Here is a 23100-nt window from a genome sequence, read left to right as displayed (position 1 = left end):
CACCAGGAAGGACGATGCGGGCGATCAGTGCCGGCTGTTCAGGAAGCCGATCGCGACCGCACCCCACCAGGCGGCTTGTGAAACAGAGGCGGTCACGCCACCGCGGATCATCAGCCGGCGGCCGACCGGGCCGCCGTCGACGGCGGCCAGCCGTTGGTGCAGGACGGACGCCTGGACGCCGTTGAGGGAGAGCACCAGGACGAGGCCGAGCTTGACGCACGTCAGCGGTGAGCTGAGATCGGGGTGGAGGAAGGCACCGCTGAAGAGCAGACCGCCGAGGCCGGCCCACACGGGGATGTGCAGCGGGGCCGTGAAGTCGAGCACCTCACGGAGGGTCTTGCGGCCCGTGAGCCACAGCGCGCCGTAGTAGTCGATGGCGAGCACCGCGCCGAAGCCCAGCACCAGGGAGGCGAGGTGGACGAAGAGCGCCACGGTGTGGAGGGTGACGTCGGCGCGCAGGTGCAGGGCGATCCACGTGGTCGCCGCCCAGCCGACGCACACCGCCAGCGATGCCGCGGCGGTCCCGCACCACGAGGGGAGCTGGAGGAGCTCTGCATCCCGTCCGGATCTTCGTACGGTCGCGGTCGCGGTCGCGGTGGCGTCGGCGGCGGCGGACATGGGTGCTCCAGGGATGTTCTGCAGGGTGTGCCCACACATGCAAGGAGTGAGCGAAGGTAAGGCTGGCCTAAGCATTGATCGCCGTCAAGGTGATCGTCCACACAGTGGGCACGACCCTGCACGGCCCTGGCCCGTGCACACGCATGGGGTGGACACTTCCGTTCCGGTTCTGGCCGTGATCGGCACGGTGCGCAGGTCGCGACGCTTGTGCCGATCGTTCCGGTTCTGGTTCGCGTGGGCGTCCTCACGCAGGACGTGCCGGTGGCCGGGCCCGAGGAACGTGCTGAGCCGAATCGCCCGCTCTCAGACCACCGAGAGCAGGTCCACGACGAAGACGAGCGTGGAATTTGCCGGGATCAGCGGCGAGGGGGACTGGTTGCCGTAGCCGAGCCGCGGGGGAATGATGATCTCGCGCCGACCGCCGACCTTCATCCCCCTGAGTCCCCGGTCCCAGCCCTTGATGACCCTGCCGCCGCCCACGGCGAACTTGAACGGCTGCCCCCGGTCCCATGAGGCGTCGAACTCCGTTCCGGTCTCGAACGTGACCCCGACGTAGTGAACCCGGACGACCCTGCCCGGCTTCGCCTCGGGCCCGTCCCCGACGACGAGGTCCCGGATGGTCAGCTCCTGCGGAGCATCACCCTCCGGAAGTTCGATCTCGGGCTTCGTCAGTTCACTCATCGCCGCCTCATTGCTCTCCGTCGGAATCACGCAGTGGATGATCACGCTACCGAGAAGTGGGAGCGATCAGGCGTGTCTCCGGGGTTACCGGGCCCAGGGCAGTTCACGGGTGCCCTCGGTGACCGTCCAGACCTGCTCACGACTGATGGAGTCCTCGGGCCCGGTGGTGCCGGCGTCCATCCTGACCGTCCAGGTGCTGAGTCGGGTGCTGCCGCGGCTGGGGGCCGCCAGGCCGGTCATGGTGGCGTTCGGGGAGACGGTGACGTGGTCGGTGGAGGGCGTGATCACGACCACGGCGCGGTCTCGTCGTTGCCGGCCGGATCGGCGTCGGCGGCGGCCGCCCATTCGACGAGCTGGACGACGACCCCGTTGGGGTCGGTCATCTGGAACAGCCGCTCACCCCACGGCTCTTCGCGCAGGGGCATGGTGATGGGGGCGCCCGCCGCGCGCAGACGGGCCTCCTGCGCCGCGAGGTCGGTGACGGTGAGCGCAAGGATCAGACCGGACGCCTGCCGGTCGCGCTGCTCGGGTGGGAGGACCTCCGTGCCGCTGCGGAGCAGGACGACGTCGATCGCGGCGTCGCCGCGTGTCAGGGAGGCGAAGCCGTCGTCGGCCATGACCACTCGGTATCCGAGGTGGGTGCACAGGAAGTCGCGGGAGGCGTCCACGTCGGCGACGGTCAGGGAGAGGGTGGAGGAGGAGACGTTCATGAGAGACCCCTCGAGAAGTGGGTGACGGTGAGGCCGGAGTCGATGGTCCGGGCGGCGGCCCGAGCGGGGTTCGTGGGTGTGACGCGGCGGTCGAAGAGGGGGATGCCGGACCCGATGACGGCGGGGCGGCGCCTGGTGACCGGCTCGCCGGTTCCATGCGGACGGGTGTGCGGGTCGTGGGGCGCGCGGCCGGTGGCCAGGGTGTCGAACCGCTGGGCGGCCCGGTCGAGGGTGGCGGTGATGTAGCAGGTCAGCTTGCGCAAGCGGTTCTCGCTTCTTCGATGCGTACGGATGTGCGGATTTCTCGGGCGTACTTCGGGGTCGCGGGGGCCTGCTCGTTCAGTCGGTGTGGCGCAGGAGCGGCCAGTCGACGTCGATACGGGCAGCCGTGGCGAGGTAGTTGGTGAACACGTTCAGAGCGACATGGGCGACGACCTCGACGATCTGCCCGTCGGACAGGCCGGCGCGCCGGGCCGCGGCCAGCTGCTCGTCGGCAACGGCTCCGCGGTCACGGACCATCGCGGCGGCCAGATCCAAGACGGCGGCGGCCCAGGGGTCGTCGGCCTCGCCCCGGCGGGCGCGGGTGGCCTCGGCCGCACTCAGCCCGGCCGTCCTGGTCCCGCGGAACGCGTGCACCGACAGGCAGTAGTCGGACCCGTTCTCCTGCGCCACCAGCAACGCGATGCGCTCGCCCACGTCCGCCGACAGGGTTCCCTCCGTGCTCAGGACGGTGACGGCGCCCAGGTACCCCTTCAGTACGGACGGGCTGTTGGCCATCACCCTGGCCAGGTTGGGGACGACCCCCAGGGCCCGGTGCGTGGCGGTGAACAGAGCTGCGGCTTGACCGGTCGCGATCTCCGGTTCGGCGGTGTGGAGTCTTGGCATGCCGGTAACCCTGCCGGTTGATCTTGATACATTCGCGATGCTTCTTCGATGCACGCGCTGGCGACCCCGGGAGAGACGGCATGCGGTTCACGGTCCTCGGCCCGGTGGAGGTCGTGGCTCCCGGTTCGGATGCGCCCGGCCTGGCACCCCGTCATCGTGCGCTCCTCGCCTACCTGTTGCTGCACTCCGGGGTCGCGATCAGCACGGATCGCCTGATCGACGCGATGTGGGGGCCGCTGCCGCCGGATTCCGCCCGCGCGCAGATCCAGACCACGATCGCAGCGATCCGGCGGATGCTGCGCGCTTCGGGAGCCGACCGGATGCTGGCCACGCGGCCGGCCGGGTACGTGATCACCCCCGAGCCGGGACAGCTCGATCTGGACGCGTTCACCGGCCTGATCGCCGAGGCGCCGGCCCCCTCCGGCGATCCGGGGGACACCGTGGACCGGATACGCGCCGCGCTGGCACTGTGGCGGGGAGAGCCGCTGGCCGACATCACGGCCCACTACCTCCAGAGCGCCAGAGCGCGTCTGAACGGGCAGCTCCTGACCGCCGTCGAGCGCCTGGCCGAGCTGGAACTGGCCCGGGGGAGGCATGACGCCCTCATCGACGAACTGTCCGTCCACGCGGCCGCCAACCCCTTGCGGGAACGGCTCTGCTGCCAGCTGATGCTCGCCCTCCACCGCGCCGGACGCCAGACCGACGCGTTGCACGTGGCCAGAACCTTCCGGACGACCCTGGCCGACGAACAGGGACTGGACCCCGGCCACGCCTTCGGCAAGCTCGAACAGGACATCCTGCGGGACGCCCCCGATCTGCGGCCGCCGGTCACCGCGCCGGCGAGGCCGCAGGGGATCAACTTCCTGCCGTACGACGTCCCGGACTTCACCGGACGCGAAGGCGAGCTCGACGGGCTGATCCGGCTCTGGTCGGGCAACGACGGTGGCGTCGTGACGATTTCGGCGATCGACGGGATGGCCGGGGTCGGCAAGACGGCGCTCGCGGTCCACGCGGGGCACCGCCTCGCCGACCGGTTCCCTGACGGACAGCTCTTCATCGACCTGCAGGCGCACACCGCCGGCCAGGCGCCGCTCGACGCCGGTGCCGCGCTCGAGGTGCTCCTGGGGCAACTCGGCGTGCCCGCAGCACACATACCCGCCTCGTCGGCCGATCGCGCCGCGCTCTGGCGGTCCGAACTCTCCGGCCGCCGCGTGCTGGCCGTGCTGGACAACGCCCTCGGCGCCGACCAGGTACGGCAGTTGCTGCCCGGATCCTCCCGCGCACTCATCCTGATCACCAGCCGACGGCGGCTGACCGACCTGGACGGGGCGCACGCCCTGTCCCTGAACGTGCTGCCCGCCGCGGACGCCGTGGAGTTGTTCACGGCGATCGTCGGCGATCGGGCGGCCGCCGAACCCCTGGCCGTCCTCGACGTCCTGCAGTTGTGCGGATTCCTTCCGCTGGCCGTCCGCATCGCTGCCGCCCGCCTGCACCATCGCCCCCGCTGGACCGTCGCCTACCTGGCCGACCGGCTCCGCGACCAGCGCCGCAGACTCTCCGAACTGGCCACCGCGGAGCGGGGAGTGGCAGCGGCGTTCACGCTGTCGTACGAGCAGCTGACCGTGGATCAGCAGCGCATGTTCCGGCTCCTGGGGCTCCAGCCGGGCCGTGACATCAGCCCCGAGGCGGCCGCCGCGCTGGCCGACCTCCCGCTCGAGCGGGCCGAGACGCTCCTGGAAGACCTTCTGGACGCCCACGTCCTGTCCCAGCACCAGCTCGGCCGCTACACCTTCCACGACCTGCTGCGCGAACACGCCCTGGCCACCGCGGCCGCCCAGGAAGCCCCCGACGCCCAGCGCGCAGCCCTGGGCCGACTGTTCCACCACTACCTCCACACCGCGAGCACGGCCATCGACCACCTCTACCCGGAGGGCAGGAACCGCAGGCCCCGCATCCCCGCGCCGGACACCCCGGCCCCGCTCCCACAGGACGAGGCCGAGGCGATCACCTGGCTGGACGGCGAACGCGCGAACCTCATCGCGTCCGGCCAGTACGCGGCCGAGCACGACTGGCTCTCCCACACCGGCCAACTGGCCGCCACCCTGCACCGCTACCTGCTGGGCCACGCCCACCAGGCCGACGCGCTGGTCCTCGGCGGCCTGGCACTGCGAGCCGCCCGCCGGAGCGGCGACAAGGCCGCCGAAGCACGCACGCTCATCGATCTCGGCCAGGTGCACTTCTGGTGGCACGGCGCCTACGAGCAAGCGGCCGAGCACTACCGGAACGCCCTGGACCTCGCGCGCGAGATCGGCGACCAGGGCGCCGCGGCCGGCGCACTGCAGGCCCTCGCCGCCGTCGCCACACGGCGGCGGGAATACGACCGGGCCCACGACCATTGCGCGCAGTCGCTGGTGCTCTTCCGCGAGCTCGGCGACCGCGGTGGCGAAGCCAGATGCCTGACCGACCTCGGTACCGTCCACGAACGCCGAGGACGGTACGAGGACGCCCACGAGCACCACCGGCAAGCCCTGCACGTGTACCGCGAGACGGGATCCCGCATCGGCGAGACCATCGTGCTGAACAACATCGGGCTGCTGTGCCAACGCCAGGGCCGCTACGACGAGGCCCGGCGCCGGCACCACCAGGCCCTGGAACTGAGCCGCAGGTTCGACTTCCCCGGAGACGAGGCCGAATCGCTCAACGCCCTGGCGGAAGCGGCCCGGTCCATGGGCGACCTCGCCCGGGCCGCAGCCGAACACGACACCGCGCTCGCCCTCGCCCGCGAGTTCAGCTACCGCCCCGAGCAGGCCCGCGCCCACGACGGTCTGGCGCACGTCCACCGCGACCTCGGCCGCATCGACCTCGCCCACGAACACGCCCGGGCGGCCCTTGACCTCTACACCGCCCTCGCCGTCCCCGAGGCGGACGAGATCCGCACCTTCCTCACCGGCCTGCCGCCGACCGCGGACGAACCCGAACCGCCGGTGGCATCCACCGCCGGCCGGCCGTCGTGACGCGCCGATCGGGAATCCGGTCGGCCGGTGACCGGAAACCGCTCCACAAGGCTCATCCGTCCCAGCGCGCGGCGTGCCGACGGTGGGCGTCGGTCAGGCCGTTCCGGAAGAAGCGCTCGTAGTACTCGGATTCGACGTGGTGGGCCTGCAGCCAGATGCCGGGCACGTGGATGGCGTCGGTGTGTGCCGGGAACCGCCCGTGGGTCTCGTGGATGTACACGCACACGTCCCGCGCGCATTCGATCACCTGGCGGTCGTACGCGCCGGCCTCGGTGAGGTACCGCTGCGCGTAGTCGTCCTTGTAGATACGGGCGAAGAGGTCCTTGTCGGTATAGATGCCCCGCTCCCCGAACTTGGAGCCGACGACGGCGTCCACGGCCTCGTGCATCGACGGGTAGTTGGGCGGGCAGGCGCTCTTGATGAGGTGTTCGCCGCCGGCCCGCAGCCCCACCGGGTGGGAGCGCAGCCCGGCGTACTTCGGCAGCGGCACCTGCCAGCGCAGGATGTCGGCGGGGCGGAACGCGGGCGTGGCGAAGTCGAAGCCCAGCATGCGGCCGTAGGCCCGCGAGAACTTCGGGTCGCCCAGCATGATCTGGGGGCTGAGCGACGCGTGGATCCAGGCGCCGAGTCCCATGGCGTCCGCGACCAGCATCATGTTCTGCAGCAGCAGGTCGGCCTCGATCTGGGTGCGCATCGGCCCCAGGGAGCCGAGCGGCAGCTTGACGTCGGGGTTGAGGAAGCCGCTGCGCACCCACTTCCGCACCCCGGCCGGGCGGTAGAAGTTGCGGTCGTCGACGAGTGTGGGCCGGGCCCCCTCGGGCTGGGTGAGCAGGTACATCAGCGCGTTGACGTACTGGTGCGAGAGATCGACCACCGGCAGGAAGAGCGTGGTGCCCGGGAGGTTGGACAGGAAACGGTTGGAGTCCAGGTACGCCGGGAAGTCGCGCATCCCCCCGGCGACGTCCAGGCGGTGGTCCAGCACGCGCACCTTCGAGAGGCGTGCGCGTTCGATCAGCGTGTCGGGGTCGAAGGCGTGGTCCGCCGGAGGGGGTGGCAGCTTCCTCAGGTAGTAGGTGCCCGTGTCGTTGATCATGAAGAAGTGGGTGGCCTGCGCGTTGTCGGGGCTGCCCGCGGTCCGGCCCGTCATGTTCAGGTTGGGCTTGGCCATGATCGGTTGGTGGTCCCGGGGGTCCTCGAAGGGCCGGTCGGGCATGGTGAGTCCCGAGGATCCGGTGAGGGCGATGAGCACCGCCTCCTCGAGCTCGCCCAGCGGCTCCGGCCGGTGCGGGGAGTCGTAGCTCATCGACCCGGCCGGTACGGACGCGCCCCTGCTGACCCGGTGGGTGCGCCGTTCGAAGAGCGTCTGCCACAGGGGACGGGACAGCAGGTCCGCCAGGCCGGGGTGGCCCGCGTTCTCGGATGCGGACATGGTCTCCTCCCGCTCAGCCGCGGCCGTTGCCGTTCCGGACCGGCTGGACCGGGCGCCAGGGCGCGAAGGCACTGGCCCCGCGCGGCAGGATGCCCGCCAGCTCGGGGCAGTGCCGCAGGATGACGCTCGTCATGCCGCCCCGTTCGATCCAGTCCATGCCCAGGGGCGTGTAGACCTCCGGCCGGAAGTCGACCGTGAGGAAACGGTCGCTCTGCAACCGTCGGCTGGCCATCAGGATGAACACGCGGAAGGCGGTGTCGCTGAAGCCGAACCCCGTGGGCGGATTCTCCGCGAAGAGCCCCACCATCGTGTCGATGTCGTCCACCGAACGGTAGACGTCACGCAGCCGTGCGACCGTCTCCGGATCGGAGGACAGGTCCTCGAAACGCCGGATCCGCGGCTTGTGCAGGCCGGCCCGGAAGTCGTTGTAGCGGGGGACGCCGCGGCGCCGGGTGCGCACCAGGTCGACCACGGAGAGGTCGATCACCTCCCCGTCCCGCCGGAACGCCTGCAGGGCGCGCGGGAAGTTGTGCAGGGTGATCGCGCCCGGGTGGGCGATGCCCAGTGAGTACAGGGTGTTCACCAGCCCGGTCTTGCGGATGAGCGGCTCCGTCGCGGCGCCCTGGAGGGCGGCGAAGTCCAGGGTGTCGAGCCTGCGGCCGAACCGGTGGTCGACGAGCTCGTAGTCGTCGGGCATCAGCGGGTGCATCCGGTAGACGGTGACGAAATCCTCCGTGAGGGAGTACGGGGCACCGTGGTGGTCGGGCAGGGTCTTCGGGATGCCCTGGCGCCCGTTCGCCTCCAGCAGCCAGACACCGAGCTGGTCGAGCCAGTTCTTCGGCGGTCCCTGCCAGTTGGTCTTCATGCCGATGTCGAGCGTCTCGGTCGCGAGGATCGCGGGGGTCCACTCGACCGTGTGGATCTTCGCGATCAGGGCGGACACGACCAGCCTGGCCGTGTGGTAGACCCGGTCCTCGTCCATGCGCGGATACTCGTGCCGCAGGGCCTCGCACACCGCGTTGTGCTCACGGGCGAACAGGGTGTGCATGGCGCTGAGGCCGAGCCACCAGTTGTCGGTGAACCCGGTGAGGGGGACGCCGTTCGAGCCGCCCGGCAGGTGCCCCTCCTCCAGCCGGAGGCCGGCGCCGCCGTCGGGCTCGCGCAGCGACTTCGCAGTGGACCGGTCACCGCCGTAGACCTCCGAGCCGTCCCACCAGTGCGACACGTCGCTTGCGAACACGATCGGCGGCCGGCCGCCGCCGGGCGCGGGAACCGCCTCGTCCTCGCCGAAGCGCATCACCGCCTCGTGCGGGCCTCCCGGGGTGTTCTGCCAGGTGCCGCCGGGGGGCAGCGGCACCTCGACGCTCCGGGTGGCGACGGGAAACCTCTTGTGCTTGACCCAGTCGTGCACCTGGAACTGGATCCACGCGGCGGCGATGATGTTCAGCGAGGTCGCGGGGATGAACGCCTCACGCCGCAGGAGCTCCCGGCTCACGGTGACCGGATTGGGCGAGTCGAAGAGGTCCGGGCGGTAGACGGGCGGCATGGTGCGGCCGAACGTCGCCCCGACAGCGCCCATCCGCGGCGCCGACAGATCGTTGTACGAGCCGTCGTAGCTGCGCCTGACCAGCAGCTCCTCATCGGGCGGGGCCTCCACCGGACCGGCTTCGGGCGGAGCCTCGTGGGCTTCGGTGTCGATGAGGTTGTGCCGCCGCAGCGTCTGCCGGAAGGCCATGAGGTTGAGCAGGCCCAGCGGGGTGGGCAGCCGGTGCCACGGGACGAAGCGGTTGACCGTGCGGAAGCCGGCCCGCAGCGGTGCCCCGAGCAGGGCGTTGCGGCGCGGCTCGACCGTCACGAAGCGCCGGCCCAGGCGGTGGGCGCTGCTCGCCTCGTAGGCGACCTTGCGGGCACGGTTGAGGTTGCCCAGGGGGCGGAAGCCCTTCGAGGTGTGCCACGGGTTGAACGCCAGCAGGTCGACCCGCGCCGCACAGGCGCGGGCCTCGGCGGTGTGGATGTCCTGGCGCGCAATGGTCAGCGTCGCCACCGGCAGGACGGGCGCGACACCCTCGTGCCACTCGGCCGCGCCGTCCTCGACGGGCGTGCGCCGGGCGTCCACGTAGCGCTGCACGCACAGCTCGAAGACGACGTCCGCCTGGCGCAGCCGCTGGGAGAGCTCGCGCCGCAGGTAGTCGGGATCCGTGCGCGACGCCTCCGGGGCCGGCGGGGCATCCGCGGCGGGCCGCAGCTGGTAGCGCACCGGTCCGCGGTCGCCCCACAGGATCGCGCCGCGGCTCCAGTACGTCTCCAGAGCCAGGCTGCGCACCGTGCGCCGGGTTCCCGCGACGACGTTGCGCCGCATCCGGGCGGCCGTGGGCCAGCCGACCGCGAGGGGCAGCTTGAGGAACAGGGCGTACCCCTTGCGCAGCCGCGAGTCGGCACCTGCCATGGCCTTGGCGAAGGCGACGAACTCACGCGCGTCGCGGGCGTGGGAGACCGGGAAGCTCGTCATCAGCAGATCGTGGGACTCACCGGGGCCCACCTCGACGCGCAGCGCCGCCCCGCGCAGATCGGGCGCGAAGTCGGGCCGGCGGGCTCCGCTCGCGTTGGACAGCCGGACCGTGACCGGGTACTCGGCTCCGGGCCTGGCGAAACCCGCCCGCAGGGCCTCCGGAAGGTCCTCGCGGAACCTCAGCCGGGCGTTCTCCACACCGAGGGCCGCCTTGGCGTGGAAGGTCCGGTCGACAGCGGCGGCGCCGCTGCGCCTCCTCACCTTGAGCTGCACCCGCAGGAGCTCACGCGCCAGCCGCTCGAAGACCAGCCGCTCGGCCTCCGGGCTGCCGCCGGAGTAGCGTTCGTACGGTTCGACCTCGTCCATGCGAGCCTCTTCCCGGAGGAAATTCCGTGCACTCCTCACGACGCTGCCCCAGCCCGGAGCCGCTGTCGTGCGGAGCGGGGCAGACGGGCGACTGCCTCGGGTAGGGGGGAGCGGTCGCCACCGACGCCCTGTACGCCGGGGCCGCCGGCGCAGTCGGCACGAGGGCACCACGTGCTCCGGCGCCGGTACGGCCGCGATCGCCGTGACCGGCGTCGGAATCCGGGTCCGCCTCAGGTGAGTGCTCCGCTGACGGCCTCGACCTCGACGGCGTCGTCCTCCTCCGCCTCGGCGGCGCCCCTCGGCGGGCAGGGTGGGCAGAGCCGGTCGTAGACCGCCATGACCTCCTCCAGCGTCTGGGTCTGCTTGCGCTCGCAGGCTGCCTTCTTCGCCTCCTCCTTGCACACGAGCACGGCCTTGGCGCCTTCCAGTGCGGCGATGGCCTGCCGGCCCCGCAGCACGCACAGCAGCGCCTTGCACAGGCATCCGACATAGGCCTCGACGGTCGTGAAGCCGCGCCAGACCTCCTCGATACGGCGCTCCAGGACCAGCAGGCGGGCGTAGAGGCGTACGACGTCCTTGCCCGCCTCGGGATCGGAGGCGTCCGCCAGCAGCTGCGCCGCTTCCGTCTTGATCTTCGTGGCGCGCTCGGGCAGATCCTCCAGCTCCTGGTGCAGCCGGGTGAAGCAGTCCGCGGCCTTCCCGACCTCCGTGGTGTAGCGCGCGATACGGGCGGAGAGGGTGGCGACGGTGTCGTGCTCCCCGACCCCGTCGTCGAACTCGCACGCGCATGCGTCGACGCAGCAGCCCCAGTCACCGGCACAGTCCCTGATGTCGTCGAACACCTCGTCGACGGCGCGCGCCAGGCACTGCTTCTGGTCCTTGTGGACCCGGCAGCGGATCTGCTCGCGGACCGTGTGGAGGGTCGTGCGCGCGGCGACGAGATCCTTCTCGGCGGCGTCCCGGGCCTTGGTGTACTCCACCCGCGCGCTGTCGAACTTCTCCTTGAAGTCCTTCAGCTGGGGGAGGTGCTCCTCGGTGACCTCGGCCTGGCGGTGGATGCCCCTGGCGCTACAGGTGAGATCGTCGATGGCGCCGGGGTTGCAGTCGCCGCCCTTGTCGGTGCTGTCCGATCGGGTCTGGGGGGTGCTGCTCATGATGGGCTCTCCTGGTCGAGGGGGCAGGCCCACCGAGTCTGGTCCGGACGGTGTCACCGGCCCGTCGCGCGGCCATCGCCGCGCTGTCCGTACACCGGCCCCTACCCCGCAACGCAGGCGTGACGGCAGGGGCCCCAGCATCGGCCCATGGCTGGATACCGGGCACTCGCCGCCGTGGGGCGCAGCGTCGTCGACCTGCTCAACCGGCAGTTCATCGAGGAGATCCCCGTGGGCCCGCGCCCGGAGGCAGTCCTCGCCGGGCCGGTGGATTTCGACAAGGTGGACACCGCCGGAGCCGTCATCCGCCGGCCCGCGGTCACCGTGTACTGCTACCGGCTGAGCATCGACCGCGAGACCCGGCCCTCCTGGGCGGCCGTCGCGGCCCAGGACGGGATGTCCCGGCTACCGCTGAGGATGCATCTGCTCATCGCCGCATGGGACAGGTTCGTCGAATCGGAACTGGAATGGCTCGGCCTCGCCACCCGCGCACTGGAGAGCGCGGGCCCGCTCACCGGCCCCCTCCTCCACGCCAGCGGGGACTGGGAAGCGGGGGATTCGGTGCAGATCATCCCCGACGACCTGGCGATGGACTCGATGAGCGAGGCGTTCCAGGCGATGACCACCGACTACCGGCTCTGCATGCCCTACCTCGCCCGGGTCATCCGGATCGACGGACGGCCCGGACGGGCATCCGGCGAGGTCACCGTCGTCGCCACCGGGGTGTCGGAGAAGGCCCGATGACGGACGGCTCCGACCACCGGATCACCGTCGAGGCAGGCGTGGTGGACGTACTGCACCGGCTCGCCCTGGCCGTCCGCCCGCTCGACGCCAGAACCCGTGCCCCGGCCGGCCCGGGTCTGCGCGTCGGCCGGGAGACCGGGCGCGCCCCCGGCCGCCGGCCGCGCCCCGACGATCCGATCCGGCCGCTGGAGAGCCACGGCGCCACCGGATTCGTCCTGCGGTACGGCACGGCCGGCGCCCTCGGCAAGACCGTGACCGTGCGCGTCGACGACCCCGCCCGCCGCTGGGTCCCGCGGCGCTTCTCCCTGCCGCTGTGGACCCGCGCCGAACTCGCCGGCGCCGATGCCCGGCCGCCGACCGCCGCCCATGTCCGGGCCGACGCCCGACTGCTGCTCCCGTGGCTGCTGCCCGGCCCGTCCTATCCCGTGCCGCAGGGCCTGACGGGCATGCGTCTGCGGGTCATCCGCGCGGGCGAACCGGTGCGCTGGCCACGCGTGGACGCGTACGGCCGGGGCGGCGTCCCGATCGGCTGGGCCCACGGTGACGAACACGGGCAGGTGCTGCTCCTGATCGACCGCCTCCCGTACCCGGTGGAGTCCCGGTTCCCCGTCGCACTGCGCACCCACGCCCCGGATCCGGCGACCGCCCCGCCACCCGATCCGCTGGACCCGTTGGCGGACCTGGTGGCCGAGGCGGTCACCCGCAGTGCCTCCCCGCCCCGGCCGCAGGACCTCGACAACGGGCTCCTGCGCGGCACCGACGTGCCGGCCGGCTACCACACCGCCTCCGCGTACACCGTCCGCACACTCGCCGTCGGTCAGGTGGTTCACGCCGACGACCTGCCCCACACCACCGCCTGACCCGCGACCGAGGAGATCCGTACATGCCCGAGTACCTGACACCCGGCGTCTACGTCGAGGAGACGAGTTTCCGCTCGCGGTCCGTCGAAGGCGTGCCGACCAGCACCTTCGGCATGGCCGGACGGACCGAGTACGGACCCGTTCCGTACAGCCTGCCCGCCCCGGGCGACCCCACGGTGCTGCCCGGCGCGACCCTGGTCACGAGCTTCACGGAGTACGAACGGGCCTTCGGTGGGCTCAGGATCGGCAATGACGATTGTCAACTGGCCCTGGCAGCAAGGGCGTTCTTCGCCAATGGCGGGCGGCGGCTTTACGTCTCGCGGGTCTTCACCTTCGCCAACACCACCGGCGCCACCCCGGTCATCGACACCCCGAAGAACTTCGCCTCGCTCGCCCTTCCCCCCACCGGCAGCGCGCTGCTGCGCTGGCGCGCCCGCTGGCCGGGATCGGCAGGATCGAAGATCAGCGTCGCGGTGACCTTCCGCCGCGGCAAGAACATCATCGTCCAGGGCGGCGGAGCCGGCGCCCAGCCGCGCCTCACCGGAGTGCAGCCGGGTGCGGCCGTGGAGGTCGTCCCGCTCACGGGCGGGGTGGTGCCGGGCATCCCCGACGACACGGCACCGCAGCCGGGGAACGTCCGGGTCGTCATCCCGCGCGCCGACGGGGTGCTGGGCTACCGGAAGCCGGACGGTACGTTCGACGCCGTGGCCGCCGGGACGGCCGCCTTCCACCTCACCCTCGCCGTCACCGTACGGTTCGGCGAGCGCGTGGACGTCTACAACGAGCTCGAACTCGACGAGGCGCACCCGCGCGCCGTCGGCCGGGTACTGGCCGCGGTGGACCCCGCCGACGAGTTCTCGCTGGTCTGGTTGCAGGCCGTAACCCCCGCTGCGGGGCAGCCCGCGCCGGCGGCGGGGGCCGTGCTGGCCGCCCTGCTCAACGGGGGCGCCGGCGCCGCCGCGTTCCTCACCGGGGGAGGCGACGGGGGCACGCTCGTCGCGGCGGACCTGCGCGGCCGGCTCGCCAACCCGGACAGCCTCATCGATCCCGCCCGCGGGCTCGGCGCGCTCGCGGAGATCGACGACATCGCCATCGTCGCCGTCCCGGACACCGTGACCCTGCCGGCCGACCAGCAGAAGACCGCCGTGGACGATCTCATCGAGCACTGCGAGCGGCTGCGCTACCGGATGGCGATCGTCGACCCGCCCAAGGACTGCTCCATCTCCGAAGTGCGCAAGTTCCGGGCCCAGTTCGACACCAAGTACGCCGCGCTCTACTACCCCTGGGTGAGGATCACCAATCCCGGCCTGCGCCCGGACCCGGGTGCTCCGGCACCACTCCTCGACGTGCCGCCCTCCGGCTACGTCGCCGGAATCTACGCCCGCAGCGACATCGAGCGGGGAGTGCACAAGGCCCCTGCCAACGAAGTCGTCCTCGGCATCAACGACTTCACCACCAACGTCACCTACGACCGGCAGTCCGTGCTCAACCCCGAGGGGATCAACGCCCTGCGCTTCTTCGAGGGCCGGGCCCGGCGCGTGTGGGGCGCCCGGACGATGAGCTCGGACCCCGAGTGGAAGTACGTCAACGTCCGGCGGCTGTTCATCTACCTCGAGCACTCCATCGACAAGTCGACCCAGTGGGCGGTGTTCGAGCCGAACAACGAGCGGCTGTGGGCCTCGGTCCGCCAGACCGTCGAGGACTTCCTGATCGCCACCTGGCGCACCGGAGCCCTCACGGGCACCAAGCCCGAGGAGGCGTTCTTCGTCCGGTGCGACCGCACCACCATGACCCAGAACGACCTCGACAACGGCCGGCTGATCTGCCTCATCGGCGTGGCGCCCACCTACCCCGCGGAGTTCGTCGTGTTCCGCATCGGACAGTTCACGGCCGACGCGCAGCGCAGCTGACGCGGACCCGCAGCGCACCCGCCCAGGAGATCAGGAGACGGACCATGGCAACGCGCAACAACCCCTACGGGGCCTTCAACTTCCTCGTCAAGCTCGGCGACACCGGGGGCGAGGACCAGATCGCGGGCGGTTTCTCGGACTTCAGCGGAGCCGGCAACGAGGTGAAGTTCTCCGAGTACCGCAACGGCAACGACCCGGAGAACCACGTGCGGAAGATCGCCAACACCAACTCGACGAACGACGTCACCCTCAAGCGGGGCATCATCGGGGATCTGCGCCTGTTCGCCTGGATCAAGGCCACCCGGGAAGGCGAGTTCGACCCGCGCACGGTCACCGTGACCTTGCACGACGAGGGCCGCCAGCCGGTCTGCTCCTGGGTGCTGCGCGCCGCCCAGCCCAAGAAGTGGGTCGGTCCCACCCTCACCGGCAAGGGCGGCGGGGAGGTCGCGATGGAGGAACTCCACCTCGTCGCCGAGCGCATCGACTTCCTGTCGCTGTGACCCCCGCCGGACTGCGTCTGGGAGCGCCGGGCGTGTACCGGGTCGGGCGCCGCCCGCCGCCCGCCTTCCAGCCGCTACGACTCGACATCGCCGGGTTCGCCGGCGTGGCGCCGCGCGGACCCGTCGACACGCCGGTCGCCGTCGACCGCTGGTCCGACTACGTGCTGAGGTTCGGCGGTTTCGAGGGGCCCGGGCTGCTGCCCTACGCGGTACGGGCGTTCTTCGCGCAGGGCGGCGCCCGCGCCCACGTGCTGCGCGTGGCACCGCTCCCGCGCGCCCCGCACGCCGCCGCCCTGGCGGCCTGCGCGCTGCACCGGATCCGGCTGGCCCGGGCGGACGTTCCGGCCGCCGCCTCCGGGAGCGGCCGTCCGTACGACGTCCACCTGCGCGCACGCGACGAAGGGAGCTGGGGCGGGCGGCTCTCGGTGCGCTGGGACTTCACCGGAGCGGGGCACTTCACCGCCACGGCCCACGGGCGGGAGCTGACCCTGCCCGAGGGACTGACCCCACCGGACGGGTCACTGCTGCGCCTCCAGGCACCTGGGCTGGGGCCCGCCGGCGGCTTCTTCTCCCTCCTCGAACAGGCCGTGCGCCAGGACACACCGGGCCTGCGGCGCCGCATCGCCGTGCTCGACCGGCAGCCCGGACCGGGAACCCGGTCCGTGGACGTGGACGCCGAACTCGTCACCGCGACCGTCACCATCACCGACACGGATCCGGCGTACCCCCGGCAGGAGCGGTTCGCGGGGCTGGGGCTGAACCGCGCCCACCCGCGGTTCGCCGCCGACGTACTGGCCGCCGAATCCCTGTTCACCACCCCGGACGGCGAGTGGCCCGAGGCCCTGCTGCCGCCCGACGCCTTCCTCGCCTCCGTCGAGTCGGCCGTCGTACGGGGCCGCGGGGGCGAGGACCGCTACGCGGGGATCGACGCCGACAGCTTCCACGGGACGACCCCGGTCGAACTGCTGCCCATCGGCGGCGGCGAGAGCACCGAGGATCCGGGCCGGGAGGAGGTCGGCATGGACCGGCTGGCGCTCGTGCCCGAAGTCGCGCTGCTCTCCGTACCCGATCTGCTGTGGTTCCACAGCGAGGCCCCGGAGACCACCACCGAGACACCGTCGCGGCCCGGCAGCCCCGTCTTCGTACCGTGCCCGCCCCGGCCGGAACCCATGACCGTCACCGTGCCGCGGCAGCAGGCCCTGCTCCTGGACAGCGGCACCCAACTGCCCGAGATCGTCCGGCGCCAGCAGCGGCTCGCGGCGCTCGCCGAGCGGCAGCGGCGCTTCGTGGCCCTGCTCGACGTACCGCCGGGGCTGCCCGTGCGGGCGGTCGCCCGCTGGCGGGCCGGGTTCGACAGCTCGTACACCGCCGCCTACCACCCATGGCTCGGCGTGGTCGCGCCCGACGCACCGCAGCGCCGCGCCGTGTCCGTCCCGCCCTCGGCATTCGCGGCGGGAATCATCGCCGAACGGGAGCGGCGGCTCGGTCTGCACTGGGGCCCCGCCAATGCCCTCGCCGCCGAAGCCGTGACCTCCGCGGAACGCATCGGCGAAGCCGACCACGACGAGCTCCACCTGCTCGACATCGACGTCTTCCGCGGCGAACGGGACGGATTCCGGCTCGCGTCGGCCCGTACCCTCTCCCACGACCCCGACTACCGCCAGCTCGGCGTCCGCCGGCTGATGACCATGCTGAGGCTGGTCCTGGACCGGCAGGCCCAGCCACTGGCCTTCGAGCCCCACTCGGCGCGGCTGCGCTCCGAACTGAGCGGCTCCATCGTGGAGTTGCTGCGCGGCCTGTACCGCGCCGGCGCGCTCGCCGGCGAGAGCGAGGACGAGGCCTTCTTCGTGACCTGCGACGAACGCCTCAACCCCGGCCGGTCGCTGGGCCTGGGCCGACTCGTCGCCGAGGTCGGCGTGGCACCCGCGCGACCCCTGGAGTACCTCGTCCTGCGGATCGCGCAGGACGCCGACGGCGCCGTCACGGTGGTGTGATCCATGACCGAGCTCGTACAGGCCTTCAACTTCCGGGTCCGGATCGGACGCAGCGGCTTTCCGAGCCGTACGGCCGAGCCCCCGCCCGTTCTCCCGCTGACCAGCGGACAGGAGGGCGGCGCCCGCCGGGAGGCGAGCGCCGCCGGCCGGGGAAGCGCGGCCGGGAGCAGCGGCCCCGAACGGATCGGCGACGGCGGCTTCCAGGAGTGCTCCGGACTGGGGCTGGAGGCCGATCTCCGCGAATACCCGGAGGGCGGGGCCAACGGCGAGGTGGTGCGCAGGGTCGGACGGGTCAAACTCCAGCCCCTGGTGCTCAAACGCGGCATGCTCATCGCCACCGCGGGCGCCGGCACCGACACGAGCCTGTGGGACTGGCTGCACGGCATGGTCAGCGGCGGGACCCCGGCACCCCGGTACGACGGCGATGTGGAGGTCCTCGACCCGGTCGGCCGGCGGGTCGTCGCCCACTGGAAGTTCAGTCGCGGCCTGCCCCTGAAGATCACCGGACCCACCCTCAACGCCAAGACCGGGGAGATCGCCGTGGAGGAACTGCACATCGCACACGAGGGTCTGCGTCTGGAGCGGACGCCATGACCGCCCTGGCCCACGCCACCCTGCAACGTCTCAGGCGAGGACCGTCCGAGGGCAAGGACAAGCCCGCCCGGGTGCTCGACGACGGCCCTGCCGTATCCGTGCAGTTCAACCCCGTCTCGCTGCGCATCAGCCGGAACAACAACACCGACCGCGGCGGCACGACCACCCGCACCCAGAAGCGCCAGCATCCCGCCCAAGAGGGCTCGACCCTCACCTTCGACCTGGAATTCGACACCGCGGAGCAGCGCAGCGGCGGTCAGTACGTCGACGTCCGGCTCTGGACCGCGCTGGTACGGCAGTTCGTCGAACCGCCCAAGGGGAAGGCCGCGGATCCGCCGCCGGTCGTCCGGTTCGTCTGGGGGACGCTTCGCTACAACGGCATCGTCACCCAGGTCAACGAGGAACTGGACTACTTCGCCCCGGACGGCACCCCGCTACGGGCCAAGGTCGGGGTGACCATCGTCGAGCAGAACTTCGCCTACGAGGCCCATGACGAGGGCCCCGGCACCCGGGACACCAAGTCCGCCACCGAACCGGGCGCCCCGAGGACGGGGGCGGCGCCGGGCACCTCGGGAACGGCGCGGCCGCAGCAGGTCGTCCAGGCCCAGGAGGGCGAGTCCGCCCAGCAGTTGCTGTCCCGGCTGGGCCTCGACCCGGCGGCGTGGCGCGGTGCGATGAGCGGGCTCGACAGCCCGCTGACCCTGGCCGCGGGGGCCTCCGTACAGCTCGGCGCGGAAGTGTCCGCCGGGTTCTCGGCCGCGGCCGGGATCCGGCTGTCGGCCGGGTTCGCGGGCGGCATCGCGGCGACCTCGGTGGGCGGACTGTCCGCCGCCCTGGGGATGGGCGGCGGTCCGGTGAATCCCCGGTCGGGGCGGCCCGGGCGGGGCCCGGCCGTCACGGCGGGCGGCGGAGCGGTCGCGGCTGCGGCCGCGTCCGTCACCGGGGCGGGGGAGGGGGCGGATTCCGGATACGGCGCCGGGGCGGACGCGGCCCTCGCGGGTTTCGCGCTCTCCGCCGGAGGGGGGATCGCGGCCTCGGCGGACGCGGTTCTGGGCGCCGCGGTGGAGCTCGCCACCGCACGGGCGCGGCAGTCGTTCGAGATGCCGGCCTCGGCGGCTCCGGGGCCCTACTCCGCCACCGCGGCTCCCGGCCGGGGGCCCTATCCGGCCGTGCCCGGCCCTGGCCGGACGGCGGCCGCACGTCCTGCCGCACCACCCGGTGCGCTCCGCCGCCCCGACCGCCGCTCCGTCGGCTACGGCCAGGGCGTACCCCTGCGGGCCCGCGCCGATGCCGCGACACTCGGCGAAGCCGAGGCCGGCGGCGGACGCAGCCTCGCCGACCGGGCCCGGCACGAGGAGACCCCGGCCCCCGACCCCGGCGCCGCGCCCTGGGAACGACTGCCCCCGGACCCTCCCGGCCGGTACGCCGCCGACTGCGAGCAACGCCGCCGTGACGCAGGCCTGAACACTCTGGGACGGACACCGCGAGGAGGCCCGACATGAGCGTGTACATCGGAGAGCTGCACACCGAGGTCGTACCCGCGGGCAGCGCGAGCCCGCCGGGCGGCGGCCCGGGCGGGACGGGCGGCGTCCACGCCGCCGCCGAGCGCCACCAGGAGGCGTGCGAGCACGCCGCGTGGCTCGCCGCCCGCGTGGCGGCGGAGGGCTTCGATGACTGAGCCGGCGACCGCGACCGTCTCGCCGGCCTTCGAGGTCGACGGGATGCTCGTCAAGGACCTCGCCCGCGACTGCGTACGCCTTGAGATCGCGGAGGGCGTCGAGGGACTGCGGACACTGCGCGCCCACCTCCTCGCCGTCGGCTCCGGGGCGAAGGGCCCGCAGGACCGGCTGCTGCACCTCGACGGGACCACCGTCGCCCTGGGCAGCACCCTCAAGGCCGCACTCGGCCCGCCGTCCGCGCAGCGCTACGTCTTCGAGGGCGTCGTCTCCGCACTGGAGCTCGTCCTCGGCGACGGAGAACCACCGCTCGTCCTCGTGCACGCGGAGGACGCGCTCATGCGGCTGCGGATGACCCGCAGGCAGCGTACGTACACCAAGGTCACCGACGCAGGGATCGCCGAGGAGGTGGCCCGCGAGCACGGGCTCGGCGCGGACGCGGACGCACCCGGCCCCCGCTACGACGTCGTCCAGCAGCTCAACCAGAGCGACCTCGCCTTTCTGCGCGAACGGGCCCGGCTGGTCCAGGCCGAGCTGTGGGCCACCGGCCGCACCCTGCACTTCCGCGCCCGCGGCAGCCGCGGCGCGGACGCGCAGACCCTCGTGTACGGAGAGCGGCTGCTGTCCGTACGGTTCGCCGCCGACCTCGCCCACCAGCGCAGTGAGGTGGCGGTCACCGGCTACGACGCCGACCGGCGCGAGGGCATCGACGAGCGGGCCGGCCCCGAGGTCGTCGAGGCCGAGACGGCGGGCGGCCGGGTCGGCGCGAGACTCCTGGCCCGGGCGCTCGGGCCCGGCACCAGCCTGCGGGTCCGGGAGGCCGCGCTCACCGCGGAGGAGGCGCAGGCGTGGGCGCGCGCCGAAATGCTGCGCCGCGGGCGCCGGTTCGTCACCGTGGCGGGCACCACCAACGGCAGCCCCGATCTCGTCGTCGGCAGCCGGCTGACCCTGCGCTCGGTCGGCGCACCCTTCGAGGGGGAGGGCTACCACGTGACCCGGATCAGGCACTCGTTCGACCCGGAGCGCGGCTTCCGTACCCGGTTCGACGCCGAACGCTCCTGTCTGAACGAGGCGGTGTGATGTCCCTGCCGACTCCGGTCGACGGCTCCGCCCCCGGCTACTTCGGGGTCTATCCGGCGATCGTCACCGACATCGTCGACGACGAGCGGCTCGGCCGGGTCGAGGTGCGCTTCCCGTGGCTGGGCACGGAGGGCGACCGCGACGTACGCGCCTGGGCGACGCTGTGTTCCCCGTACGCCGACGACGCCCAAGGCCTGCTCGTCCTGCCCGAAGTGGACAGCCAGGTCGTGGTGGCCTTCGAGGCGGGCAACCCGCGCCGCCCGTACATCCTCGGCGCGGCCTGGAACGGCCGGGCCGCACTGCCCCACCAGCCCGAGCGCGCCAACAACCTGCGGCAGCTGCGGTCACGGGCCGACAGCCGGCTCCAGTTCGACGATACCCCGGGCGCGGAGAAGGTCCGGATCACCACGGCATCCGGCCACGAGGTGACCCTGGACAACGCCACCCAGCAGGTGACGGTGCATCACGGCGGTGGTTGTGTCGTCCGGTTGACGCCGACCTCGATCGAGATCCAGGCGAACGTGTCCGTCGACGTGAAGGCACCCATGGTGACCGTGAACGCACCGCTGTCCACCTTCAGCGGCCTGGTGAAGTGCGGAACCCTGGTCACGGAGCAAATGGTGATCTCGCCCGCCTACACCCCCGGCGCCGGGAACATCTGGTGAGCCCCGCGGGCGACGCCCCGGTCCCCGGGCACGGCTTCAAGGTGCTCGCCCCCTGGTACGTCTGCGAGCGCGGGGGGTTCGACCGGTTCGACCCCCGGGCGCGGACACCGGCGCTCCAGAAGTACGACTCCGCCGAGTTCGTTCGCGGGCTGGTGTCGGATCCGCGTCAGTCGCTGCGGTTCGACGGCACCGAGGACGTCTGGTCGTACGCGGTGCCCGTGCCCCTCGCGGACCGCGGCTCGGGCCGTGCCCGCTTCGCCACCCACCAGCTGGTCCGCACCCGGCTGCGCAAGCTCTACCAGCCCAGCCACGAGCGCTTCTACGGGCTCGTCGTCGAGCTGTTCTGCGACCGGCCCGGCCTGCCGCGGCCGCAGTCCGCCGACGGGCTGGAGGTGGGCTTCGTGATGCGCCGCCGCCGGGTGGAGATGACCGCGCAACCGGGCGTCCTGCGCAAGCTCGCCCACCAGCTGACCTCGGACCTGCTCGCCGCCCAGCGCGACGGTGGCCGGGACCGGCGCGTCCACGGGTCGGAGGTCGAGGACGTCCTGTGGGCCGACATCGCGCACCGGCTGCGCTTCGAGACGGCCCACCGCGAACTGCTCGACCAGGTGGGCCTGGAGACGGAGACCCAGGCATGGATGGCCGGAGCGGCCGGCGGACAGTGGCGCGCGCTCGGCACACGCCCGCCGAAGGACCGCCCCGAGGACCAGGAGCAGGAGCTGCCGATGTGGCGTCTGCCGTCCCGATCCGGCGGCTGCCCGGAGGGAGCGCCGCCCGAGCGGTCGCTGTGGTTCGGGGTGGTACCCACCTCGTCGGGCGAGCACGACGACTTCGGAGTCCCGAAGCTGGACGAGCACCACATCTACGAAGCGCTCTGCTTCGTCCGCCGCGCCCCTCGACCGGGCCACGAGCACTGCCCCCGGCAGACTTCGTGGAGCGAACCGACCGAGCCCTTCCGGCTGGCTCCCTTCTTCGACCCGGAGGGCACCAAGAACCGCAGGATCTCGCTGACCCTGCCCGATCTGCGGGCGGTCGCCGCCCGGGCCGGCACGTCCCCCGGGCCGGGCGGTGTCGCCATCACCAGCCCGCCCGGCTCGCAGATGTCCTTCGACCCCGGCGGTGGCACCCCGAGTGGCGGTTCGGTGGGCGGTACGCTCCCGCGCACCTGCACGTTCGCCCTCGAGATCTTCATGATCGTGGCGTTCTTCCTGTTCAGCATGTTCCTGCCGATCGTGGTGTTCCTCTTCCAGCTGTGGTGGCTGCTCGCCCTGCGCTTCTGCCTGCCGCCTTCGCTTTCCGCGCTCGCCGCGTTGAAGACCTTCTTCGACGGCGGCGGAAAGCTGTCCACCATGGGCGCCGCGGAGCTGGTCGAGCTCGACGAGCTGCTGGGCTCCAAGGGGGCGGCGGCCCAGCTCAAGGCATCCGGTGCCATCAAGGACGAACACAGTGCGGACCTGCTGAACGCCCTCGTTCCACCGCCCTCGGTCCCGATGTCCACGCCCCAGCCGGAACCGCCCGTGACCGATCCGCTGTGCGGGGGCGGCTGACCATGGCGGGCCCCACCCCGGCCGCCCGCGAACCGGCCCCCGCGCCGGCCCCGCCGGTACGGGCTCCAGGACCCGCGCCGTCCAGGCCCCCCGCCCCGGCGGCCGGGACCGGCCCACTCGCGAACGAGCTCTCGCGGGTGCTGCCGCCGGTCGGCGCCGCGCCCACG

21 protein-coding genes are annotated in these 23100 nt (G+C 72.4%); 12 read left to right on the top strand and 9 right to left on the bottom strand.

Features of this window, described 5'->3' with window-relative positions; all coding sequences use genetic code 11:
* Positions 1–24: 24 nt before the first annotated feature.
* The 6 genes from JYK04_RS08385 to JYK04_RS08360 form a co-directional block, all read right to left on the bottom strand.
* Positions 25–618, bottom strand: a complete 594-nt coding sequence (locus tag JYK04_RS08385) for a hypothetical protein (protein ID WP_202186048.1) — start codon at positions 616–618, stop codon at positions 25–27.
* Between the two features lie 303 nt (positions 619–921).
* On the bottom strand, positions 922–1299 hold the full coding sequence (locus JYK04_RS08380; protein WP_189734483.1) for an FKBP-type peptidyl-prolyl cis-trans isomerase: 378 nt from the start codon (positions 1297–1299) through the stop codon (positions 922–924).
* A gap of 84 nt (positions 1300–1383) precedes the next feature.
* On the bottom strand, positions 1384–1593 hold the full coding sequence (locus tag JYK04_RS08375; protein WP_189734481.1) for a hypothetical protein: 210 nt from the start codon (positions 1591–1593) through the stop codon (positions 1384–1386).
* Entirely contained in the window at positions 1584–2009 is a 426-nt protein-coding gene (locus JYK04_RS08370) for a VOC family protein (RefSeq protein ID WP_189734479.1), read from the bottom strand. The genes JYK04_RS08375 and JYK04_RS08370 overlap by 10 nt, the downstream gene beginning before the upstream one ends.
* Entirely contained in the window at positions 2006–2272 is a 267-nt protein-coding gene (locus JYK04_RS08365; protein ID WP_189734477.1) for a hypothetical protein, read from the bottom strand. The genes JYK04_RS08370 and JYK04_RS08365 overlap by 4 nt, the downstream gene beginning before the upstream one ends.
* A 76-nt stretch (positions 2273–2348) precedes the next feature.
* Positions 2349–2894, bottom strand: coding sequence for a carboxymuconolactone decarboxylase family protein (locus JYK04_RS08360; protein WP_189734475.1), 546 nt, complete (start codon positions 2892–2894; stop codon positions 2349–2351).
* Between the two features lie 80 nt (positions 2895–2974).
* On the opposite strand from JYK04_RS08360, the gene JYK04_RS08355 reads away from it, so the two are divergent.
* Positions 2975–5908 carry an AfsR/SARP family transcriptional regulator gene (locus JYK04_RS08355; RefSeq protein WP_189734473.1) on the top strand — a complete coding sequence of 978 codons (2934 nt, stop codon included), beginning with the start codon at positions 2975–2977 and terminating at the stop codon, positions 5906–5908.
* 52 nt (positions 5909–5960) lie between these two features.
* Here JYK04_RS08355 and JYK04_RS08350 read toward each other — a convergent pair whose 3' ends face one another.
* From JYK04_RS08350 to JYK04_RS08340, 3 genes are all read right to left on the bottom strand, one after another.
* Complete coding sequence (locus JYK04_RS08350) at positions 5961–7337, bottom strand: hypothetical protein (protein ID WP_189734471.1); 1377 nt, start codon at positions 7335–7337, stop codon at positions 5961–5963.
* A 13-nt stretch (positions 7338–7350) separates the two neighbouring features.
* Positions 7351–10212 carry a peroxidase family protein gene (locus JYK04_RS08345; RefSeq protein WP_189734469.1) on the bottom strand — a complete coding sequence of 954 codons (2862 nt, stop codon included), beginning with the start codon at positions 10210–10212 and terminating at the stop codon, positions 7351–7353.
* 230 nt (positions 10213–10442) lie between these two features.
* On the bottom strand, positions 10443–11366 hold the full coding sequence (locus JYK04_RS08340) for a hypothetical protein (protein ID WP_189734467.1): 924 nt from the start codon (positions 11364–11366) through the stop codon (positions 10443–10445).
* A 147-nt stretch (positions 11367–11513) separates the two neighbouring features.
* On the opposite strand from JYK04_RS08340, the gene JYK04_RS08335 reads away from it, so the two are divergent.
* The 11 genes from JYK04_RS08335 to JYK04_RS08285 are packed head-to-tail and all read left to right on the top strand — an operon-like array spanning position 11514 to position 22933.
* On the top strand, positions 11514–12107 hold the full coding sequence (locus JYK04_RS08335; protein ID WP_189734465.1) for a Pvc16 family protein: 594 nt from the start codon (positions 11514–11516) through the stop codon (positions 12105–12107).
* Positions 12104–12967: a hypothetical protein gene (locus JYK04_RS08330; RefSeq protein ID WP_189734463.1), complete on the top strand. Its 864-nt coding sequence runs from the start codon at positions 12104–12106 to the stop codon at positions 12965–12967. Before JYK04_RS08335 ends, JYK04_RS08330 begins: the two co-directional genes overlap by 4 nt.
* 23 nt (positions 12968–12990) lie before the next feature.
* On the top strand, positions 12991–14877 hold the full coding sequence (locus JYK04_RS41090; protein WP_189734461.1) for a phage tail sheath family protein: 1887 nt from the start codon (positions 12991–12993) through the stop codon (positions 14875–14877).
* A gap of 44 nt (positions 14878–14921) precedes the next feature.
* On the top strand, positions 14922–15377 hold the full coding sequence (locus tag JYK04_RS08320) for a phage tail protein (RefSeq protein ID WP_030010531.1): 456 nt from the start codon (positions 14922–14924) through the stop codon (positions 15375–15377).
* The gene (locus JYK04_RS08315; RefSeq protein ID WP_189734459.1) at positions 15374–17371 is read left to right on the top strand and encodes a phage tail sheath family protein; all 1998 of its coding nucleotides are present in this window, start codon (positions 15374–15376) and stop codon (positions 17369–17371) included. The genes JYK04_RS08320 and JYK04_RS08315 overlap by 4 nt, the downstream gene beginning before the upstream one ends.
* Before the next feature lie 3 nt (positions 17372–17374).
* Positions 17375–17965 (top strand): phage tail protein, encoded by a 591-nt coding sequence (locus tag JYK04_RS08310; RefSeq protein ID WP_189734457.1) that lies wholly within the window; start codon positions 17375–17377, stop codon positions 17963–17965.
* Positions 17962–19467: a CIS tube protein gene (locus tag JYK04_RS08305; RefSeq protein WP_189734455.1), complete on the top strand. Its 1506-nt coding sequence runs from the start codon at positions 17962–17964 to the stop codon at positions 19465–19467. The genes JYK04_RS08310 and JYK04_RS08305 overlap by 4 nt, the downstream gene beginning before the upstream one ends.
* On the top strand, positions 19464–19643 hold the full coding sequence (locus JYK04_RS08300) for a hypothetical protein (RefSeq protein WP_189734453.1): 180 nt from the start codon (positions 19464–19466) through the stop codon (positions 19641–19643). The genes JYK04_RS08305 and JYK04_RS08300 overlap by 4 nt, the downstream gene beginning before the upstream one ends.
* Positions 19636–20721 (top strand): phage late control D family protein, encoded by a 1086-nt coding sequence (locus tag JYK04_RS08295; protein WP_189734451.1) that lies wholly within the window; start codon positions 19636–19638, stop codon positions 20719–20721. The genes JYK04_RS08300 and JYK04_RS08295 overlap by 8 nt, the downstream gene beginning before the upstream one ends.
* Positions 20721–21386 (top strand): phage baseplate assembly protein V, encoded by a 666-nt coding sequence (locus tag JYK04_RS08290; protein WP_189734449.1) that lies wholly within the window; start codon positions 20721–20723, stop codon positions 21384–21386. The genes JYK04_RS08295 and JYK04_RS08290 overlap by 1 nt, the downstream gene beginning before the upstream one ends.
* Entirely contained in the window at positions 21383–22933 is a 1551-nt protein-coding gene (locus JYK04_RS08285; protein WP_189734447.1) for a hypothetical protein, read from the top strand. Before JYK04_RS08290 ends, JYK04_RS08285 begins: the two co-directional genes overlap by 4 nt.
* Positions 22934–23100 lie beyond the last annotated feature (167 nt).

Origin of the sequence: Streptomyces nojiriensis (genome assembly GCF_017639205.1) — a bacterium.
In the GTDB taxonomy this organism is placed as follows: domain Bacteria; phylum Actinomycetota; class Actinomycetes; order Streptomycetales; family Streptomycetaceae; genus Streptomyces; species Streptomyces nojiriensis.
The sequence above is the reverse complement of the archived record's forward strand: the minus strand, read 5'-3'. Positions and strand labels throughout refer to the sequence as shown.

Coding starts and splice junctions, on each gene's coding strand:
- JYK04_RS08290 (WP_189734449.1), top strand. CDS start 20,721: ATGTCCCTGCCGACTCCGGTCGACGGCTCCGCCCCCGGCTACTTCGGG.
- JYK04_RS08305 (WP_189734455.1), top strand. CDS start 17,962: ATGACCGCCCTGGCCCACGCCACCCTGCAACGTCTCAGGCGAGGACCG.
- JYK04_RS08370 (WP_189734479.1), bottom strand. CDS start 2,009: ATGAACGTCTCCTCCTCCACCCTCTCCCTGACCGTCGCCGACGTGGAC.
- JYK04_RS08295 (WP_189734451.1), top strand. CDS start 19,636: ATGACTGAGCCGGCGACCGCGACCGTCTCGCCGGCCTTCGAGGTCGAC.
- JYK04_RS08385 (WP_202186048.1), bottom strand. CDS start 618: ATGTCCGCCGCCGCCGACGCCACCGCGACCGCGACCGCGACCGTACGA.
- JYK04_RS08345 (WP_189734469.1), bottom strand. CDS start 10,212: ATGGACGAGGTCGAACCGTACGAACGCTACTCCGGCGGCAGCCCGGAG.
- JYK04_RS08340 (WP_189734467.1), bottom strand. CDS start 11,366: ATGAGCAGCACCCCCCAGACCCGATCGGACAGCACCGACAAGGGCGGC.
- JYK04_RS08360 (WP_189734475.1), bottom strand. CDS start 2,894: ATGCCAAGACTCCACACCGCCGAACCGGAGATCGCGACCGGTCAAGCC.
- JYK04_RS08310 (WP_189734457.1), top strand. CDS start 17,375: ATGACCGAGCTCGTACAGGCCTTCAACTTCCGGGTCCGGATCGGACGC.
- JYK04_RS08335 (WP_189734465.1), top strand. CDS start 11,514: ATGGCTGGATACCGGGCACTCGCCGCCGTGGGGCGCAGCGTCGTCGAC.
- JYK04_RS08300 (WP_189734453.1), top strand. CDS start 19,464: ATGAGCGTGTACATCGGAGAGCTGCACACCGAGGTCGTACCCGCGGGC.
- JYK04_RS08320 (WP_030010531.1), top strand. CDS start 14,922: ATGGCAACGCGCAACAACCCCTACGGGGCCTTCAACTTCCTCGTCAAG.
- JYK04_RS08380 (WP_189734483.1), bottom strand. CDS start 1,299: ATGAGTGAACTGACGAAGCCCGAGATCGAACTTCCGGAGGGTGATGCT.
- JYK04_RS08355 (WP_189734473.1), top strand. CDS start 2,975: ATGCGGTTCACGGTCCTCGGCCCGGTGGAGGTCGTGGCTCCCGGTTCG.
- JYK04_RS41090 (WP_189734461.1), top strand. CDS start 12,991: ATGCCCGAGTACCTGACACCCGGCGTCTACGTCGAGGAGACGAGTTTC.
- JYK04_RS08350 (WP_189734471.1), bottom strand. CDS start 7,337: ATGTCCGCATCCGAGAACGCGGGCCACCCCGGCCTGGCGGACCTGCTG.
- JYK04_RS08330 (WP_189734463.1), top strand. CDS start 12,104: ATGACGGACGGCTCCGACCACCGGATCACCGTCGAGGCAGGCGTGGTG.